Annotated in this window: 16 protein-coding genes, 2 tRNA genes and 2 pseudogenes; 8 read left to right on the plus strand and 12 right to left on the minus strand. The window is 63.9% G+C overall.

Annotated elements, in window-relative coordinates; genetic code table 11:
- Window positions 1-100 (minus strand): annotated as a pseudogene (locus MHK00_RS11250) (IS6 family transposase); the annotation flags it as partial.
- 310 nt (window positions 101-410) lie between these two features.
- Between MHK00_RS11250 and MHK00_RS11255 the strand changes: the two are divergent.
- Entirely contained in the window at window positions 411-974 is a 564-nt protein-coding gene (locus MHK00_RS11255; protein ID WP_143339263.1) for an esterase/lipase family protein, read from the plus strand.
- Window positions 975-1,168: 194 nt separating this feature from the next.
- Here MHK00_RS11255 and MHK00_RS11260 read toward each other — a convergent pair whose 3' ends face one another.
- From MHK00_RS11260 to MHK00_RS11290, 7 genes are all read right to left on the minus strand, one after another.
- A complete protein-coding gene (locus tag MHK00_RS11260; RefSeq protein WP_250411883.1) occupies window positions 1,169-2,902 on the minus strand; it encodes an ABC transporter ATP-binding protein in 1,734 nt (577 codons plus the stop codon).
- The gene (locus tag MHK00_RS11265) at window positions 2,899-4,677 is read right to left on the minus strand and encodes an ABC transporter ATP-binding protein (RefSeq protein ID WP_034668633.1); all 1,779 of its coding nucleotides are present in this window, start codon (window positions 4,675-4,677) and stop codon (window positions 2,899-2,901) included. Before MHK00_RS11265 ends, MHK00_RS11260 begins: the two co-directional genes overlap by 4 nt.
- Window positions 4,674-5,357, minus strand: coding sequence for a class I SAM-dependent methyltransferase (locus MHK00_RS11270; RefSeq protein ID WP_034668635.1), 684 nt, complete (start codon window positions 5,355-5,357; stop codon window positions 4,674-4,676). Before MHK00_RS11270 ends, MHK00_RS11265 begins: the two co-directional genes overlap by 4 nt.
- Window positions 5,358-5,430: 73 nt before the next feature.
- Entirely contained in the window at window positions 5,431-6,168 is a 738-nt protein-coding gene (locus MHK00_RS11275) for an ABC transporter permease (protein ID WP_250409443.1), read from the minus strand.
- Complete coding sequence (locus MHK00_RS11280) at window positions 6,165-6,917, minus strand: ABC transporter permease (protein ID WP_250409442.1); 753 nt, start codon at window positions 6,915-6,917, stop codon at window positions 6,165-6,167. The genes MHK00_RS11275 and MHK00_RS11280 overlap by 4 nt, the downstream gene beginning before the upstream one ends.
- The gene (locus MHK00_RS11285) at window positions 6,914-7,957 is read right to left on the minus strand and encodes an ABC transporter ATP-binding protein (protein WP_250409441.1); all 1,044 of its coding nucleotides are present in this window, start codon (window positions 7,955-7,957) and stop codon (window positions 6,914-6,916) included. The genes MHK00_RS11280 and MHK00_RS11285 overlap by 4 nt, the downstream gene beginning before the upstream one ends.
- Window positions 7,954-8,547: a hypothetical protein gene (locus tag MHK00_RS11290; protein WP_250411885.1), complete on the minus strand. Its 594-nt coding sequence runs from the start codon at window positions 8,545-8,547 to the stop codon at window positions 7,954-7,956. The genes MHK00_RS11285 and MHK00_RS11290 overlap by 4 nt, the downstream gene beginning before the upstream one ends.
- A 630-nt stretch (window positions 8,548-9,177) precedes the next feature.
- Between MHK00_RS11290 and MHK00_RS11295 the strand changes: the two genes are divergently transcribed.
- Both MHK00_RS11295 and MHK00_RS12025 read left to right on the plus strand, forming a co-directional pair.
- Window positions 9,178-9,498: an IS110 family transposase gene (locus tag MHK00_RS11295; protein WP_284836124.1), complete on the plus strand. Its 321-nt coding sequence runs from the start codon at window positions 9,178-9,180 to the stop codon at window positions 9,496-9,498.
- Window positions 9,422-9,640, plus strand: a pseudogene (locus MHK00_RS12025) (IS110 family transposase); the annotation flags it as partial. The gene MHK00_RS11295 and the pseudogene MHK00_RS12025, both read left to right, overlap by 77 nt.
- 355 nt (window positions 9,641-9,995) lie before the next feature.
- Here MHK00_RS12025 and MHK00_RS11300 read toward each other — a convergent pair.
- The 4 genes from MHK00_RS11300 to gyrA form a co-directional block, all read right to left on the minus strand.
- Window positions 9,996-10,068 (minus strand) — tRNA-Ala (locus MHK00_RS11300).
- Window positions 10,069-10,077: 9 nt separating this feature from the next.
- Window positions 10,078-10,154, minus strand: a tRNA-Ile gene (locus MHK00_RS11305).
- 162 nt (window positions 10,155-10,316) lie between these two features.
- A complete protein-coding gene (locus MHK00_RS11310; RefSeq protein WP_049378050.1) occupies window positions 10,317-10,655 on the minus strand; it encodes a DUF3566 domain-containing protein in 339 nt (112 codons plus the stop codon).
- A 3-nt stretch (window positions 10,656-10,658) separates the two neighbouring features.
- Window positions 10,659-13,211 (minus strand): DNA gyrase subunit A, encoded by a 2,553-nt coding sequence (gyrA, locus tag MHK00_RS11315; RefSeq protein WP_250411887.1) that lies wholly within the window; start codon window positions 13,209-13,211, stop codon window positions 10,659-10,661.
- A 79-nt stretch (window positions 13,212-13,290) separates the two neighbouring features.
- Between gyrA and MHK00_RS11320 the strand changes: the two genes are divergently transcribed.
- The 5 genes from MHK00_RS11320 to MHK00_RS11340 are packed head-to-tail and all read left to right on the plus strand — an operon-like array spanning window position 13,291 to window position 16,150.
- The gene (locus tag MHK00_RS11320) at window positions 13,291-13,512 is read left to right on the plus strand and encodes a CopG family transcriptional regulator (protein ID WP_250411889.1); all 222 of its coding nucleotides are present in this window, start codon (window positions 13,291-13,293) and stop codon (window positions 13,510-13,512) included.
- A gap of 6 nt (window positions 13,513-13,518) precedes the next feature.
- Window positions 13,519-13,779 (plus strand): cell filamentation protein Fic, encoded by a 261-nt coding sequence (locus MHK00_RS11325; RefSeq protein WP_200435912.1) that lies wholly within the window; start codon window positions 13,519-13,521, stop codon window positions 13,777-13,779.
- Between the two features lie 38 nt (window positions 13,780-13,817).
- Complete coding sequence (locus MHK00_RS11330; protein ID WP_250411891.1) at window positions 13,818-14,174, plus strand: hypothetical protein; 357 nt, start codon at window positions 13,818-13,820, stop codon at window positions 14,172-14,174.
- 20 nt (window positions 14,175-14,194) lie between these two features.
- Complete coding sequence (locus MHK00_RS11335; protein ID WP_150850214.1) at window positions 14,195-14,632, plus strand: DUF6918 family protein; 438 nt, start codon at window positions 14,195-14,197, stop codon at window positions 14,630-14,632.
- A 42-nt stretch (window positions 14,633-14,674) separates the two neighbouring features.
- Window positions 14,675-16,150 carry an MFS transporter gene (locus MHK00_RS11340; protein ID WP_239283038.1) on the plus strand — a complete coding sequence of 492 codons (1,476 nt, stop codon included), beginning with the start codon at window positions 14,675-14,677 and terminating at the stop codon, window positions 16,148-16,150.
- Window positions 16,151-16,305: the final 155 nt, after the last annotated feature.

Here is a 16,305-nt window from a genome sequence, read left to right on the forward strand (position 1 = left end):
TTTCTTCGAGGTCGCGGTAGCTCACGCCGTAGCGGCAATACCACCGCACCGCCCACAGGATGATGTCACGGGGGAAATGCCGACCGGAGAAGATGCCCATGGCTCTGATTATTTCACGCCGATCTTTCTACTGCCCCAACTTTGCAACAGCACCCCCAAAACAACATCTACGAGACGAAGCAGAAACCCTTCACACCCCCAACAAGCCCACCCACGGAGTTGACAACCTATATAGGAACACCCCCGACGAGGTAACGAGAATCCCCTCGTCGCTGTCGGACGGCGGTTTCCCGACCGGTGGCCCGGCCGCCGGCAAACCTCACCCGCGGCCGCCCGGGCCCTGTCCATGGCCAAGCCCGGTCTGGTGCCCCCGGCGCCAACGACTTCCGGTGCCGCCCCGGGACGGTGAATTGCCCGTCATCCTCATTCCCGGGACCCGGGAGGACGCCTACGCGAAATGGGCGGGCCTCGCGTCCCGCCTCGCCCGGGCCGGGCTCTGCGCCTACACGTTCACCGACAACCCGCTCGTCGTCGATGGACACCCCGTCGAATGGGCTGTGTTCAGCGGCGACATCCGCCACAGCTCGAAAACACTGGATTCCGTCGTCGACCGGGTGCTGGCCGCGACCGGAGCCCCGGCGGTTAACCTCGTCGGGTATTCGCAGGGCAGCGGACCCCTGCCCCACCACTACATCCGGGAGCTGGGCGGGGACCGGGTCGTCGAACAGCTCATCGGTACCGGTGCCTCGAACCACGGGCCCCGGGCGCACAGCGCAGCCGATCGCTTTGACGTCCACCCCGAGATGCGCCACGGATACTCCCGAAACGCCGGCAAAACGAACGCGCTTGCCTGGGAACAGCAGATCTCCGGTTCCATGCTGCTGAATGAGCTGACCATCGGCGACATCACTCGACCGGGCGTGCGGTACACCTTCCTGGGCACGCGGCACGACAATGCCGTGCTCCCCCACTAAAACTCCTTCGTGCGGGAACCCGGCGTCACCAACATCACCGTCCAAGACGTGTGCCCCGCCCACCGCACCGAGCACTACGGCTTCAATTACGACCCTGTCGCCCAGGGCATCGTCGAGGACCCGCTGACCGGGACGGCGTGGCAGGACCACTGCACCGGTACCGGACCGGAGCGATGGTCCTCGACGGACGAGGATCAGGCGCCCGGGGAGCCTCCCGTCCGGCACGTCCACGACTCGGCGTAGCGGCCGCCCTTCGCCAGCAATTCATCGTGCGTGCCCCGTTCTGCGACCGTCCCGTCCTCCGAAAGCACGACGATGAGGTCGGCATCGCGGACGGTGTGCAGGCGATGGGCGACGACGATCACGGTGCGATCGCCGCGCAACGCTTCCATCGTGCCAACAATCGCCCGCTCAGTGGCCGCATCCAGCGAGGACGTCGGCTCGTCGAAAAGCACCACCGGGGAATCCTTCAGAAGCGCCCGGGCGATGGCGACGCGCTGCCGCTCGCCTCCCGACAGCAGCGTCCCCTCCTCCCCCACCGGGTTATCCCACCCGGAAGGCAGCAGCTCCACGATGCGGTCCACCCCGGATCGCCGGGCGGCCTCGCGCAAGCGGTCTCCGTCGCCGGGCCCGGAACCGAATCCGGGGTCGGCGAAGACCACGTTGTCCCGCACGGACGCGTCGAAGAGGAACGTCTCCTGGAACACCGGGGTCACCAGCGAGTTCACGCCGTCGGTGCCGATCCGAGGCAAGGGCACCCCGCCAATGAGGATCTCCCCCGAGTCCGGATCATGAAACCGCGACAGCAGCCGCATGACCGTCGTCTTGCCCGCCCCCGAAGGTCCCACTATGGCGACCAGCGCTCCCTGAGGCGCACGGAAGCTGACGCCGTCGAGGACCTTCTTCTCCCCGTACCCGAAGCTCACGCCGCGGAACTCCACGTCATGCCCGTCGGGCAGCTCCGGTGCGGCAGGCTCGGGAAGGACGGGGATCGCCCGCAGCTCACGCAGCGCAGCCAACGTGTTGCGGCCCGCGCCGAAACCGCCGGACAACGCTCCCGCCGTGGTGATCGGTCCGGTGAACTGGACGACCACAATGAGCATCGGCGCCAAATGCGCCGGTGACATCCCGCCCGTCGCGGCGACCGCCACGGCGACGACCACCGCCGCCGTGAACACCGCATGGACGACCGAGCCCAACCGTCCGATGGCCGCGCCTTGCGTCGACGTCGCCTTCGCGAACGCATCGTGTTGGGCCTGGATCGCCTCATCCACCATCGCGTCCGCCGCCGAACCGTCGCCCGCGGCGCGAATCACCTGCTGGCCGCGGGTGAACTCGATCAGCCTGCCGGAGACGGCAGCGACGGCGTCAGCATGCGCTTCGTCCGACTCCCCGCCGACCCGGCCAATGGCCCGGTAGGCGAAGAAGAGCACCGGCGCCGACGCGACGAGAACCAACCCGACGCGCCAATCCATCGCCAGAATTCCGAGAGCGATGACGGTCGGCGTAACCACAGCGGCGATGACGGGCCGCAGGATCACGTGCGGCACGGACGCCGCGAACGCCATGCCCGAAGACGCCATCTCCGAAAAGCGGCCGGCCGTGGACTTGGTGACGTACCCGAGTGGCAACGTCAGCACGCGTTCGCCCAGGGAACGCAGCAGGGACGACAGCACCGCTGCGGAATTCGCCCTGCCGACCGTCCCCGCGGCGAGGGACAGCACCGCATGGGCGGCCGCGAGGCCGGCGATAACGCCGGTGAAACGCCACGCCGTCGCATCATCTCCCACGGCCAGAGCCGACAGCAGCGGCAGCAGCGCGACGAACGCCGCTCCCTGTGCCAGCGCGGCAAGCGCGGCCAACGCAATGAGCCACGCCAGCGTCATCTTCGAGCGCCGATCCGTCATCGACCACAAGTCCCGGATCATCGGTTCCCTGCCTTTTCATCGTCTGCTTCAGTGCCCCGCGGGGCGGATGGTTCGTCGTCGAGCGCGAACGCGCGCCACAGATCCCGGTAGCGGCCACCGCGCGCAAGCAACTCGTCGTGGGTGCCCGCCTCCGCGACCGCTCCCCCATCGAGAACGAGGATGCGGTCGGCGTTGCGGATCGTGCTCAATCTGTGCGCAATCACGATCACCGTCCGCGAACGAGCCAAACGCTCAATTGCGGACTGAATGAGGGCCTCGGAAGCCGGATCCGCGTAAGCGGTTGCCTCGTCGAAGATGAGCACCGGCGCGTCCGTGACAATCGACCTCGCGATGGCCACGCGCTGCGCCTCACCACCGGAAAAGGTCACGTCGACGTTGACCACCGAATCCAGGCCCTTCGGCAGCGCCGCGATGACCGTATCGAGGTTCGCGAGCTTCGCGGCCGCCATGATTTCGCCGTCGGTGGCGTCTCTCCTGGCCAGCCGGATGTTCTCCCGCAAGGGCAGCGTGAGCAACTGCGGATCCTGGAACACCACCGACACCGAACGGTGCACGTCGCGCACGGCGATGTCGCGAAGATCGTCGCCGCCCAGCAGCACCGAGCCTTCGACAGGGTCGTGGAAACGCGCCAACAGCCGGGCGACGGTGGACTTTCCGGAACCGGAGGACCCCACCAGCGCCGTGAGGGTCCCCGGTTCGAACGTCGCGGACATCCCGTCGAGGACCCGCGGCCCATCCCCGTAGGAGAAGACCAGGTTCCGAACCTCGAGCGCGCCTCCGTGCACGGGCACCGGCTCGGCGGACTCGGTGATCGGCGGCGTGCCCAGCACCTCCGCGATGGACTTCAGGGCGGCGATCCCCGCGATGATGGGTTCGGAGTTCATAGCCACCCTCACGATCGCCGCGGAGAGTCCAAGGCCGAGAACCAGCCCGGCGACGAGACCCTCCGGTTTGCCGCCCGCGGTGTCCCTCAAAGCGAGGCCAGCGCCGCACACCACTGCGAGGACCGTGATCGGGGACGTCACCACGTCGATGAGCCCGAGATAGATGTTCGACTGCCGGGACCAGGCGGACCACGCGCGGACGAACGACGACGCCGCGGCATCGTAGCGGCCCGCGCCCTGGCTGGCGCGTCCGAAGGACTTCATCACCGGGATGCCGCGCACCAACTCGATGACCGCAGCCGTCACTTTTTCAGAGGCTCGCTCGTAGTCGCGCTGAAGACCGGCTCCGCGCGAAATCATCACGCCCATCAGGGCGAAGGTGACCAGCACCGGGACGACCGCCACCGCCGCGATCCGCCAATCGACCGCGACGAGCGCGATGAGGGAAAGCAGGGGAACCAGCACCGCCACCACGGTCTCGCCGACGGTGTGACCCATGAGCTGGTGGACGGCCGCGACGTCCTTCTCAACCGACCCGATGATCCCCGACGAGCGCCGGGCGTCCAGCCAACCCAGCGGCAGCTTCCGGATATGGGCAACCAACCGGCGCCGGAGGTAGAGCTGCAGGTCGTTATCCGCCCGGTGCGAGAGCATGCCGGCGGCGCCGTCCGCAGCCATTCGCACCGTCGCGGCGACGACGATGACAACCACGGCCAACCACGTCCGATGCACCGGGGCCTCCGGGTACGTCATCGCGATGTCGATGATGCCGACCAGCGAAGCGACGGTAGCCACCGACGACAGGACGGACAACGCGACCACCGCACGCATCCGGGTCCGGATCGGGGCGAGCAGCGACCACGGGCCGACGGTCCCGTCCACGGCGCTCACTTCCCCGCCTCCCCGATCGCGCTTTTCTTCGCGAGAGTGCAGAAATACACCATGCCGGCGCGTGAGGCTCCGTCCAGCTTCAGCCCGTTGGCTTCGGCGAGGTCCTCGAGCTCGCTGCCCCGGAACACCCGGTGGCCCATCTTCGCCATGACGGCCATGTCGACCCGCTCGTTCACGTCGGGATCCTCGACGAACGTCTGCACGTAAGCGATGCCGCCGTCGGCGAGCAGCCCGGAGACCCTGCCGAGCGCGGCTCCCGCATCCTTCATTTGGTGGAGCGCGCCACACACCCAGATTTCACAGGCCCCGCCGGGCTCTCCCGCGAGCGGCGTGAGGATGTCGGCAACGTGGAATTCCGTCCGGGCCCCGAGCCCGTCGGCGGCGGCGCGTTCGCGGGCGATGCGGATCGCATTGGGCGACAGGTCGTAGCCGACGATGTTCGCCCTGCGATAGCGAGACTCAGCGGCGAGCGTGCGGGCGAGCCACCCGGTTCCGCAACCGAGATCGAGGACCCGGGCCGGCGCATCCGGCCCGGGATCCAGCGCACGGAGCTTCCGGTACACGGCGGCGGCGTCCATCGGTTCGCGCGCATAGCGGCTTAGGAACCTCGGCTGGACCTTGTCCTCGTAGGCCGCGAGGAGCCTGCGGTTGTTCTGGACAATCTGGGCGATCGACTTCATCTGGTTCTGTCTCCGGGTGTGTGGGCCGCGTCCACGCGGCGGTTTCGGGTTAGATGCTCGGATTCGCGGGCCGTCATGCAGACTCCCCCGGCCTCGTTTTCACGGCGATGCCCCACGCCGCGAGCACGGCGATACCAAAGAACCAGGCCGCGCAGACCACCAGACCCGCAGCCCCGGTACCGTTGACGGCCTCGCCGGCCGCGGATACGGGGGTGTGCCCGGCGATTCCGCGCAGGAGGGGACGGAAGTGGTCGGCGGGCATGAGCACCGTGTTGACGAACATCGCAACGATTATCAACGGGATAAGGGCCACGGATCCCTGGGGGCTGGTGATGGAGAACGCGATGTACGTGCCGGTGCATGCGGCCGCCGCGGCAACCATCGCGCCGGTCACCGTGATCCTCCACCACCAGGACACCTCCAGGGGGCCGTCGGAAAGCAAGGCGGCCACCGCCGCGACGACGATCGTCATCGACATGATCCGGATGAACTCGGCGATTATCCGTGCGGTCGGCACGGCCGCGTACGGTGCCGGCATTGTGATCAACCGCTCGTGGAGGCCATTGCTGCGTTCAACGAACACGGTGGACGATCCCGTGATGGCCAAGATGAACGCCCACGCCGTTACGACAAGGATAACCGCGTTCCGGAGTTCGAACTCTCCGGTGAGCTGCCTGACCAGGCTACCGAACATGCGGTTGACGATGAACAGGTACACGAGCGGAGCAATGAACGTCATGAACCAGAAGTCAGGGCGCCGCAGCCAAGTGTGGACGATGCGCCGCAGATGCACGAAAATGGCGTCGATCATGATTCGCTCCTCGAGGTGAACAGGCGGATGAACAGGACGATTCCGACGACCGTCGCGACACCGAGCCACAGGGCGGCCTCTTCCCCGGCGTGATTCGGGAAGGCGCCCGGGGACGCCGCCCTGATCACCTCGATCACCGGCGAAAAAGGCATGTGGCGCACGATGTCACGCAGGGAGCCGTCCACAGCGGTCGTCGGAATGAACGCGGTGGAGAACATGAGCAGCAGCATTTCCAGCGCCTGGATCGATGAGGCCGTCGACACCGGAGCGGGCACCATCAGGATCACCCCGTCCGTGACCAAGGACAGGACCGCGGCGGTGAGCAGTGACCACAGGACTGTCCACGCGACGTCACCGAGAGCCATGTCGAGGCCACAGGCCCACGCGACGATCAGCAGCGCCGCGATCGACGCGGACATCCGCAGCACATCGGTGGCGAGCCTGCCGGCGACATAGCCGCCCGTGGCCCCGGGCAACACGCGCACACGGTCGACGAGCCCGGATTCGACGTCCTGTCCCACCGCCATCGCCGACGCCGCGGCGGTGAACATCGCCGCCTGGAACAGGCAGCCGCCGAGCACGAAACGCAGGTACCCGAAGCCGGATTGCCCTGCCGAGTACCCAAACACCGCGTACAGGCACAGCAGGAAGAGGGGAGGAACGACGAACATGGAGATCAGCGACGCGGTGTTGCGTCGCAACAGCAGCAGATCCCGACGGAGGAACGCCGCGACCGACGTCGCACTCATCGCGCCGCACCCCCCGCGTTCATCGATATGAACACCTCGTTGAGGGTGGGCGGCGACACGCTCAGCGAATCCGGCAACGCTTCCGAGGCCTCCATCGCCCGCGCCACCGCCTCGAGGACCTGCGGTCCGGGGTCGACGTCGAGGGACACCAACTTCCCCGCGACGCGGGCGCGGTCCAGACACGCTCCCCTTAGGCAGCGGGCGAATGCCTCCGCCCCGGCGGCGGTGGCGAAGGACACGCGGAGCACGTGCGACCCGAAGTCGCGACGCAATTCCTCCGGCGTTCCGCTGGCGACGATGCGGCGGTCCTTGAGCAGATGGACGTGGTCTGCCAGCGCCTCCGCCTCTTCCAGGTACTGGGTGGTCAGCACCAGGGTCATTCCGTCGTCCCGCAGTTGCCGGATGAAGCCCCACAACTCTTCGCGGCTGACCGGGTCCAGCCCCGTCGTGGGTTCGTCGAGGAACAGCAACCTGGGCACGACGCACAGCGACGCGGCGATGTCGAGGCGGCGCCGCATGCCACCCGAATAGGCCGACGCCAACGTCGAGGCACTGTCCGCGAGCGAGAATTGCGCGAGCAGTTCCGTCGCGCGGGCGGCCGCGTCGGCGCGGTCGAGTCCGCGCAGACGCCCGAAGAACTCCAGGTTCTCCCGGCCGGTGAGGTTCTCGTCGATCGCCGCGAATTGGCCGGTGGTGGCAATGTCAGCGCGCACGCCCGCCGGATCCTCTTTCACATCGCGCGAGAAGATGCTCACCTCGCCGGAGTCTGCGGTGATGAGCGTCGACAGGATTCGGATGAGGGTGGTCTTGCCTGCGCCGTTGTGGCCGAGGAACGACACGATCGACCCGGCGGGCACGGTGAAACTCACGCCGTCGAGCACATGCTTGCGCATCCGGGCGCCGCGCTTTCCCTTGCGCCCGCCGTCCGGCGGAGCACCTGCCCCGCCTCCGGGCGCGGTGCCGGCTTTGCCCGCAATCGGGTAGCTCTTCGTGAGGTCGCGGACGACGATCGCCGCACCCCGTTCAGCTTGATCCGTCATCGTTTCTCCTTTTCTTTGGTGTCGCAGTGGGCCGCTGCCGGCAGTGGCCCCGTGGTCGGGTTGTCATGCGGCGTTTCGATATGGATGCCCGCATCGCGGGCGAAGGCGAGGACCGGTTCGAGGAGCCGGGGGTGGCCGACGAGATCCCGGCACCCCGGCGCGACCGGCTTCCCCGCGACCGACGCAACGGTGGCGGCGGCAATGGCCGCGGTCATTTTGTAGGAACCCGGGCCAGTCGCCCGGGCGACGGTTGTCTCGGCCGCCGACCCCGCATCGCCCGCGCCGACGGAGGAAAGTGCGACGACCAGCTCGGCGGGTTGCGGAGTGCCCTTCGCCCGCGCCTTCCGCGACGTCACGGCCGCCCCGAGACGGGCGAGCAGACCGGAGACGACGGGCATCGCGTACAGTCTCGACGTGCGGATCTTCTCCACCGACTCATCGGGGAGAGCATCGAAGGCGACGTGGTAGGAATATCCGAGGATCGAGGGGCACACCTCGCGTACGACGTCGATGTCCGGGCATTCGTAGCCGATTCCGCTTTGCGGCGACACCGGGTTGCGCCGCACTTCGACGATGGCGCCGCCGAGCATATCGCGGGTGGATGGTCGGCCACCCGCTGCGACCGGTGCGACGTGTACCAACCGCCCATCGTCCGTCTGCGATGCCACGGCGTCGCCGTCGCCCGTCCCGTCCGGGCCCGCGTCCCCGACTCCCCCTCCGGAGAGGGGTTCTCTGGTCGATCCACGTTTTCTGTTCATCGTCGCCGCCTCGCTTCCGTTGCCGATTCCCGATCGGGAACATAACTTGAAACAGTATTAGGTTAGGCAATCCTTATCTACTTATGCCAGACTCGAATTATTGACTTTGCCCCCGCTCCCCCCATTTCGTTGTTAGCAGTTCCACCTCAGGGCACCGAAGATTCATAGCCTGTCCACCCGATTGGGCGGGCTATGTTTATTTCCGTTCCCTCCGTCTGAAAGGACAGTGGAACTAGTCGCTGGCTTCGGTATGGCTTATTCCCGCCCCTGTCTGAAAATGATCCGGGGGTGATGCCGCCGAAGACAGTGACATACTCAAACAGCTCAATAGGAACCTGACCCAGCCCAGGTGGTACGAGGTCTCACAGTAATGTAGATGCCAGTACTAAGTATGTCCGACCACCCCCAGCGATGAAGCTCAAATAGTCCAACTTCTAAGTCATCGCTAGGAGGAACACACCCATGGCCTATGACTTCGTCATTGGCGTAGACGTCGGCAAATACTTCCACCACGCCTGCGTCCTCGATCCCCAAGGCAGGCAAGTCCTGTCCAAACGCATCAATCAGCATAAAGGCTCGCTCCGCAAGCTCTTCGGCCAATTCCTCGCCGACAACACCTCAGTCCTTGTCATTGTCGATCAGCCCAACAACATCAGCCGATTAACCGTCGCAGTCGCCCAACACATGGGGGCAGACGATCGCTCAACAAAAATTAAAGAACGCCCTATGGCAATCGTCTTTTGCATCGATCAGATTCCACGAGCGTTCCCGGCAATTCTATGAACGAAAACGCAAAGAAGGCAAAAGACACAACACCGCAGTCGTCGCACTCGCACGCCGACGCCTCAACGCTCTCTTCTCCATGATGCGAAACGGCGAGCACTACCGAGACATCTCTACAGCTCAGGAGGCTGCAGCAGCCTAAAGCCAACAGACCCCCATCCAAGCCGATTGCACAGCAAGCCCAACCGGCTCCTCAAGGTACCCAAAACAACATCTACGAGACGAAGCAGAAACCCTTCACACCCCCAACAAGCCCACCCACGGAGTTGACAACCTATATAGGAACACCCCCCTTTTCGAGACTGGCTTAGCGTTGTCTTCAACGATATCGTCCATCCAAAACTCGGTTTTCGTCGACGGTTTTGCTGGTCTATATGGACGAAAATGGTGATCCGAGTAGAGTGCTCGTCATTGTGTCACTTCTCAGAGCGCTTGGGAACGACCGCGGAAATAAAAAATGTCCGGCCCCTCCGAAGAGGAAGCCGGACTTCATGCTGTGGAGCATAGGAGAATCGAACTCCTGACCTTCTGCTTGCAAAGCAGATGCTCTACCAATTGAGCTAATGCCCCATTGTTCCGTGGTGGGCCTAGCTGGAATCGAACCAGCGACCTCATCGTTATCAGCGATGCGCTCTAACCGACTGAGCTATAGGCCCTTGTGCGGAACGAGAATTAACTCTACATACTATCCCCGGATTTACACAAATCGCCTGCTCAACAAATATTTCTTGCAACTCGAAAGAGGGGAAAGATTTGCACGGAAGAAAGAAAAATGCCGACACCCGAAGGTGCCGGCACCTTCCAGAACGAGAGAGGCGCTAGCGGTTGTCTAAGTCGACTCGCAGGCCGCCAAAGACGTCCACGATGGCGTTATAAATAACCGCCATCAGGGGCGCCAGCAATGTAAGGAGAACGGCGAAAATAACGCCGATGAGCGCGGAGGCGGAGATGATGACGCCGAAGGTGACCTCGAATCCGCCGCCGACGCCGCCGACGAGGCTATTGAGCGATTCCCAAATGCCCACCTGGTTCAGGCCGATGTAGAGCAGGCATACGGCCAGCATCCAGGCAATGAGTCCGACGAGTGACAAGGCCAGACCAACGCGGAACGCGGAAGTGGGCGAGATTCGCGTAATCGTTACGTCTCGTCGTGCCATTAATTACTCCTCATCCTTGGAAGCATCGCCAGCCTTGTGCTCCTGCTGGACCTCATCCACGGTCTTTTCGCCCTTGGCTACAGCCTGAGCGTCTTCCTCACCATCTTCTTCGACGTTGCGGTCGATGGCAAGCAGTTCGACGTCGTCGGCCAGGTTCACCAAGCGCACACCCATGGTCGCACGGGAGGACGGACGAATCTGGTCCACCTCGGTGCGGATGACGCCGCCGGCGGAGGTGATGGCGAAGATCTCGTCATCCTCATCGACGGAGATGGCGCCGATGAGCTTGCCGCGCTTCGGGGTGTACTTGAAGGTCATAACGCCCAAGCCGCCGCGGCCCTGCGGGGTGTATTCCTCAATGGCGGTGCGCTTACCGTAGCCGCCAGAGGTGGCTACCAAGAGGAACTCGCCATCGTGGACCACGGACATGGATAGCAGCTGGTCATCGCCGCGGAAGCGCATGCCCTTCACACCGGCGGTAGCGCGGCCCATGGGGCGCAGCTGGTCGTCGTCGGCAGTAAAGCGGATAGCTTGGCCCTGCTCGGAGGTGAGCAGGATGTCATCGCCTTCGGAGACGAGCTGTGCGCCGATGAGCGCATCGCCCTCGTTGAGGTTGATGGCGATAAGGCCAGCGGAACGCGCGGACTCATAATCGGTCAGGCGGGACTTCTTCACGCGGCCCTGCTGGGTGGCGAGGACCAGGTAAGGAGCGTCCTCGTAGGACTGAATCTGGATGACCTGCGCGATCTTTTCTTCCGGCTGGAATTCCAGCAGGTTAGCCACGTGTTGGCCGCGTGCGGCGCGACCGCCCTCTGGCAGTTCATAGGCCTTGAGGCGGTAAACACGGCCGAAGTTGGTAAAGAACAAGATCCAGTCGTGCGTAGAGCAGACGAAGAAGTTCTTCACAATATCGTCCTGCTTGAGCTCAGCGCCGCGCACGCCCTTGCCGCCGCGCTTTTGTGCCTTATAGGAATCCACCTTGGTGCGCTTAGCGTAGCCGGTAGAGGTAATGGTGACCACGACGTTCTCGCGGGCGATGAGGTCCTCATCGGTGACATCGCCGGTCGCCGGAATAATTTCGGTGCGGCGTTCATCGCCATACTTATCGACGATCTCTGCCAGCTCATCGTGGACAATCTGGCGCTGGCGCTCCTCGCGGGCGAGGATATCCTTCAGGTCGGCGATTTCGCGCTCGATTTCGGCCAACTCATCGATGATCTTCTGACGCTCCAGGGCGGCCAGCTTGCGCAACTGCATGGCCAGGATGGCATCGGCCTGGATATCGTCGACGTCGAGAAGCTCCTTCAAGCCTTCACGCGCCTCGTCCACGGTGGGCGAACGACGAATAAGGGCGATGACCTCATCCAGCATATCCAGGGCCTTGACCAAACCGCGCAAGATGTGGGCGCGCTTCTCGGCCTCGTTCAAGCGGTACTGGGTACGGCGAACGATGACCTCGATCTGGTGCTCCACGTAGTAGCGCAGCATCTGATCCAGGCGGAGGGTGCGCGGCACGCCGTCAACAATGGAGAGCATGTTGGCACCGAAGGAGGTCTGCAGCTGGGAGTGCTTGTAGAGGTTATTGAGCACCACACGCGCCACAGCGTCGCGCTTAAGGGTGACCACGATGCGCATGCCCACGCGGTCGGAGGACTCATCCTCAATCTTGGAAATGCCCGCAATCTTGCCGCTGGCCACGGACTCCGCGATATTGGAGATGAGGTTATCCGGGTTGACCTGGAACGGCAGCTCGGTAATCACGATGGTTTGGCGGGATCCAGACTCCTCGATGGAGGTCACACCGCGCATGCGGATGGAGCCACGGCCGGTGGAGTAGGCATCCTTGATGCCTTGGTCGCCTACGATGAGGCCGGCGGTGGGGAAATCCGGGCCCTTGACGCGCTCCATGCAGGCGGCCAGAGCCTCCTCCTCCGACGCCTCCGGGTGGTCCAGCAGCCAGTAGATGGCCTCCGCCAGCTCGTTGAGGTTGTGCGGCGGGATGTTGGTGGCCATACCGACCGCGATGCCGTTCGAGCCGTTCATCAGCAGGTTCGGCACACGCGACGGCAGGACCGTCGGCTCCTGGGTCTTCGAGTCGAAGTTGGGGGCGAAGTCCACGGAGTTCTCGCGGATGTCGCGCACCATCTCCATGGCCAGCGGGGTGAGCTTGCACTCCGTGTAACGCATCGCGGCCGGGCCGTCATTACCCGGCGAGCCGAAGTTGCCCTGGCCGTCCACCAACGGGTAGCGCATCGCCCACGGCTGCGCCATGCGCACGAGGGTGTCGTAGATGGCGCTGTCGCCGTGCGGGTGGTAGTTACTCATGGTCTCGCCCACGGCCTTCACGCTCTTCACGTACGAGCGCTCCGGGCGGAAGCCGGCGTCATACATGGCGTAAATGACGCGGCGGTGCACCGGCTTCATGCCGTCGCGCACCTCCGGCAGGGCGCGGCCAACGATGACGGACATGGCGTAGTCGATGTAGCTCGACTCCATCTCCTCATTAATGTCAATGGGAAATATGCGATCAAAAAGATCGTCGTTATTGTCACTCATAACCCCAAATTCTACCCTCTAGCGCCTTTCAGGACTCGAATTGCCGCACGGGTAGTATCACCGTGGTATCACTTGAGGCATGGCGATGACATTGCGGCTTACGGACGAACAGGATCACGCGCTGACGCTACTGGCCTCCGCGCAGGGCACCTCCAAGCACGAGGCGGTGGTGCGCGCCGTTGTTGCGGCCGCCGCCCGCACGCTTGCCGACGCCCACGTGCAGTCCACCGCCCGCGCCCTCCTCCCCGGCCGCGCTGAGCTGGAGGCGGAAATCCGCCGCACCCGGCCCACGCAGGCCTAGGCGATTATGAGTACCGAACAGCTCTACCTCTTGGCACGCGAGTTTTGCGCACGTTATAACGTCCGCATCATCAACTTCGCCGCCCTGGCGGCCGCGGCGGCTGCCAGCACCGCCAAGGTGGAAGGAATAGCCATTCATGACAACCACCGCGATGCCGCCCGCGCCATGGCGGAGGTATTAGCCCGCGTGCCAGCGCTTAACGGGTATAACGCAGAGTTCGCAAAGTTCAGCGCGCGCGTCTACCTTAGTGTTAAAGAAGTTACCTAAGTTACTGGGGATAGTGACCCAAGAAAGGAACTACCACCATGTCCCACTTCAAAAAGATCGCCGCCTCGAGCCTTACCGCCGCGGCCCTAGCCGCCACCGCCATCACTGCTCCGACTGCTACTGCAGCTGAGGCAGATTCCTGGAAAGACCAGGTAAATCCGAACTTTGAGCAGGGACAGACTGGTGGTTCCTCTACCGGCTCTTCCCAGCTGGATCTCACCCTGATCATCACCGCAGCGGCCGCTGGCGTCGCCGCGCTGGCCAGCGCCGTGGCGCTGTACTCCCCTAACGTGGATCTGGAGAAGGCTGCACGCGATGCCGGCCTGGGCCAGATTGCTGATCAGATTGCTGCCATTCAGGCCAACCTCCCTGGCCTGCCGGGCCAGCCCGCCTAACTCGCGTAAGGTGGTGCAGCATGGCACATCTTTCTGAACTTATGTCAGGTCCGCAGCGCACTGCGGTGATTAACGATTGCGGCGAGCTGGTTGAGGGGGTCGTCGCCAAGCAATCGGGCATTACCGGCATGGCGCTCAAGGGCGCCGTCGCCGCCGCGAAGAAGGTAGACCCCGCCATCATCACCAAGGCCCTAGGCCGCGTGCTACCGGATATCCTCGACGCTTTAGATCCGCACTGGCAAGAGTTTGCACGCAGCTCCGAGCAGGATTTCGGTTCCTTCCTCGAGCCCCGCAGCACCCAGGTGAGCGATTCCATCATGTCGGTGGCCGATAAGCACGCCGAGCAGATTAACTCCCCCGCGCTGTCTAAGCCTTATAACTCCTTGCGCGGTAAGGCCTCGAAGTTCCTCACCCCTGCGGTACCGGATTTCGGCCGCGTGCTGCAAAAACACATGTAGTTTCCGCGCGGTTGAACCTAGAACAAACCGCAGAGTATAAGTGTGGAAGTGACTACTTCCGCAGCTAACCAGACCGAGTACCCCGCCGGCCAAGATCCCGCCCGCTGGCGGGTCCTTATCGTTTTGCTTACGGCGCTCTTCATGTCTCTGCTGAGCGTGTCCATCGTGAACGTAGCCCTGCCCTCTATTCAATCGGGCCTGGGAGCCTCTGAGTCCGATGTGCAATGGGTGCTCTCCGGCTATGCGCTCACCTTTGGCGTCATCCTTGTGGCGGCCGGCCGCGCTGGAGATCTCGTCGGCCGCGGCGGAATCTTTTTGGCGGGCATTGCTATCTATTCCCTCAGCGCCGCCGTCGCCGGCTTTGCCCCCAACGCGGAGGCACTCAACGCCGCCCGTTTTATCCAAGGCCTAGGCGCTGGGCTGCTCAATCCGCAGGGCGTGGGAATGATCCAGCAGTACTTCCGCGGTCCGGAACGCGCCCGCGCCTTCGGCTACTTTGGCTCCACGGTGGGCATCGCTGTGGCTATCGGACCGGTACTGGGCGGCCTTCTCATTCGCCTCGGCGGCGCGGACCTAGGTTGGCGGCTGACCATGCTGGTCAATTTCCCCGTCGGCCTTATTGCCATCATCTTAGGATTGCTGTGGTTTCCGCGGCCGCTGTTTTCCCGCGTGCGCGATGAAAATGGCAATAAACTGGGCATCTTCAAGGCCCTTGCCACCCTGGATCCCATCGGTGCGGTGATTCTCGGTGCTGCAGTGTGGGCCATCCTCTTCCCCTTCATGGAATCCTCCGCTTCCCCGGCCGTGTGGTGGCTCCTACTGTTGGGCGCCGTCCTCCTTGTGGGATGGGTGCTGTGGGAGCGACACCACAAGGCCACCGGCCATCCGCCGATGGTGGATCTCACTATCTTCGCCACCCCGAGTTTTCGCAATGGCACCATCATCGCCACCTTGTGGTTTATGGGTATTACCAGCATTTGGGTGCTCGTGGCACTCTACTTCCAAAGCGGACTCGGACACTCCGCCCTAGCTGCCGGATCCGTAGGCATTCCGGCTGCCTTATTGAGCTCCATATCTGCCACACTGGCCGGCCGATCCGTATCCGTCCACGGCCGCAAGGTGGTGGTGTTGGGCATGCTCGTGACCATCTCCGGCCTCATTGCCACCATTGCGCTTATCTGGGCCACCGAGCAGTGGGGAGCCAGCGAATGGTGGATGGTCCTTTCGTTGGCCCTTGTTGGCGGCGGCCAAGGCTCGGTCATCTCCCCCAACCAAACGCTCACCTTGGCGCATGTTCCACAGGCCTACGCCGGATCGTCCGGCGCCGTCCTCCAGACCGGCCAGCGCATCGGTACGGCCATTGGGCTTGCCATTATTACGGCCATCGTTTTTGCCACCTTGCACGGCACAAGCGCGGACTGGCCGCTGTCCATCATTGCCGGCTTCGGCGTCATCCTCGCCATGTGCCTTGCTTCCCTAGGATTCGCCGTAGCGGATCAGCGCAGCTCCCAGGCTTAGGCCCGGTGCTTTCCGACGCCACAATTAAAGCCCACCGGCCTAAACGACAGGATGTGTTGGTGAAGTTATATGTTTAGCCCGCCTAGCCTGCTGATATTAGGATTATTTCACTTATCCGGAGGGATAACGCAGCCTCGGACCTGAAATACCGCCCG

Source organism: Corynebacterium tuberculostearicum, from assembly GCF_022347385.1.
Lineage (GTDB): Bacteria > Actinomycetota > Actinomycetes > Mycobacteriales > Mycobacteriaceae > Corynebacterium > Corynebacterium tuberculostearicum_M.

Bases quoted from the DNA above. Each gene is read 5' to 3' on its own strand.
- MHK00_RS11260 (WP_250411883.1), bottom strand. From the start codon at position 2,902: ATGATCCGGGACTTGTGGTCGATGACGGATCGGCGCTCGAAGATGACG.
- MHK00_RS11270 (WP_034668635.1), bottom strand. From the start codon at position 5,357: ATGAAGTCGATCGCCCAGATTGTCCAGAACAACCGCAGGCTCCTCGCG.
- MHK00_RS11275 (WP_250409443.1), bottom strand. From the start codon at position 6,168: ATGATCGACGCCATTTTCGTGCATCTGCGGCGCATCGTCCACACTTGG.
- MHK00_RS11280 (WP_250409442.1), bottom strand. From the start codon at position 6,917: ATGAGTGCGACGTCGGTCGCGGCGTTCCTCCGTCGGGATCTGCTGCTG.
- MHK00_RS11285 (WP_250409441.1), bottom strand. From the start codon at position 7,957: ATGACGGATCAAGCTGAACGGGGTGCGGCGATCGTCGTCCGCGACCTC.
- MHK00_RS11290 (WP_250411885.1), bottom strand. From the start codon at position 8,547: ATGCTCGGCGGCGCCATCGTCGAAGTGCGGCGCAACCCGGTGTCGCCG.
- MHK00_RS11295 (WP_284836124.1), top strand. From the start codon at position 9,178: ATGGCCTATGACTTCGTCATTGGCGTAGACGTCGGCAAATACTTCCAC.
- MHK00_RS11310 (WP_049378050.1), bottom strand. From the start codon at position 10,655: ATGGCACGACGAGACGTAACGATTACGCGAATCTCGCCCACTTCCGCG.
- gyrA (WP_250411887.1), bottom strand. From the start codon at position 13,211: ATGAGTGACAATAACGACGATCTTTTTGATCGCATATTTCCCATTGAC.
- MHK00_RS11320 (WP_250411889.1), top strand. From the start codon at position 13,291: ATGGCGATGACATTGCGGCTTACGGACGAACAGGATCACGCGCTGACG.
- MHK00_RS11325 (WP_200435912.1), top strand. From the start codon at position 13,519: ATGAGTACCGAACAGCTCTACCTCTTGGCACGCGAGTTTTGCGCACGT.
- MHK00_RS11330 (WP_250411891.1), top strand. From the start codon at position 13,818: ATGTCCCACTTCAAAAAGATCGCCGCCTCGAGCCTTACCGCCGCGGCC.
- MHK00_RS11335 (WP_150850214.1), top strand. From the start codon at position 14,195: ATGGCACATCTTTCTGAACTTATGTCAGGTCCGCAGCGCACTGCGGTG.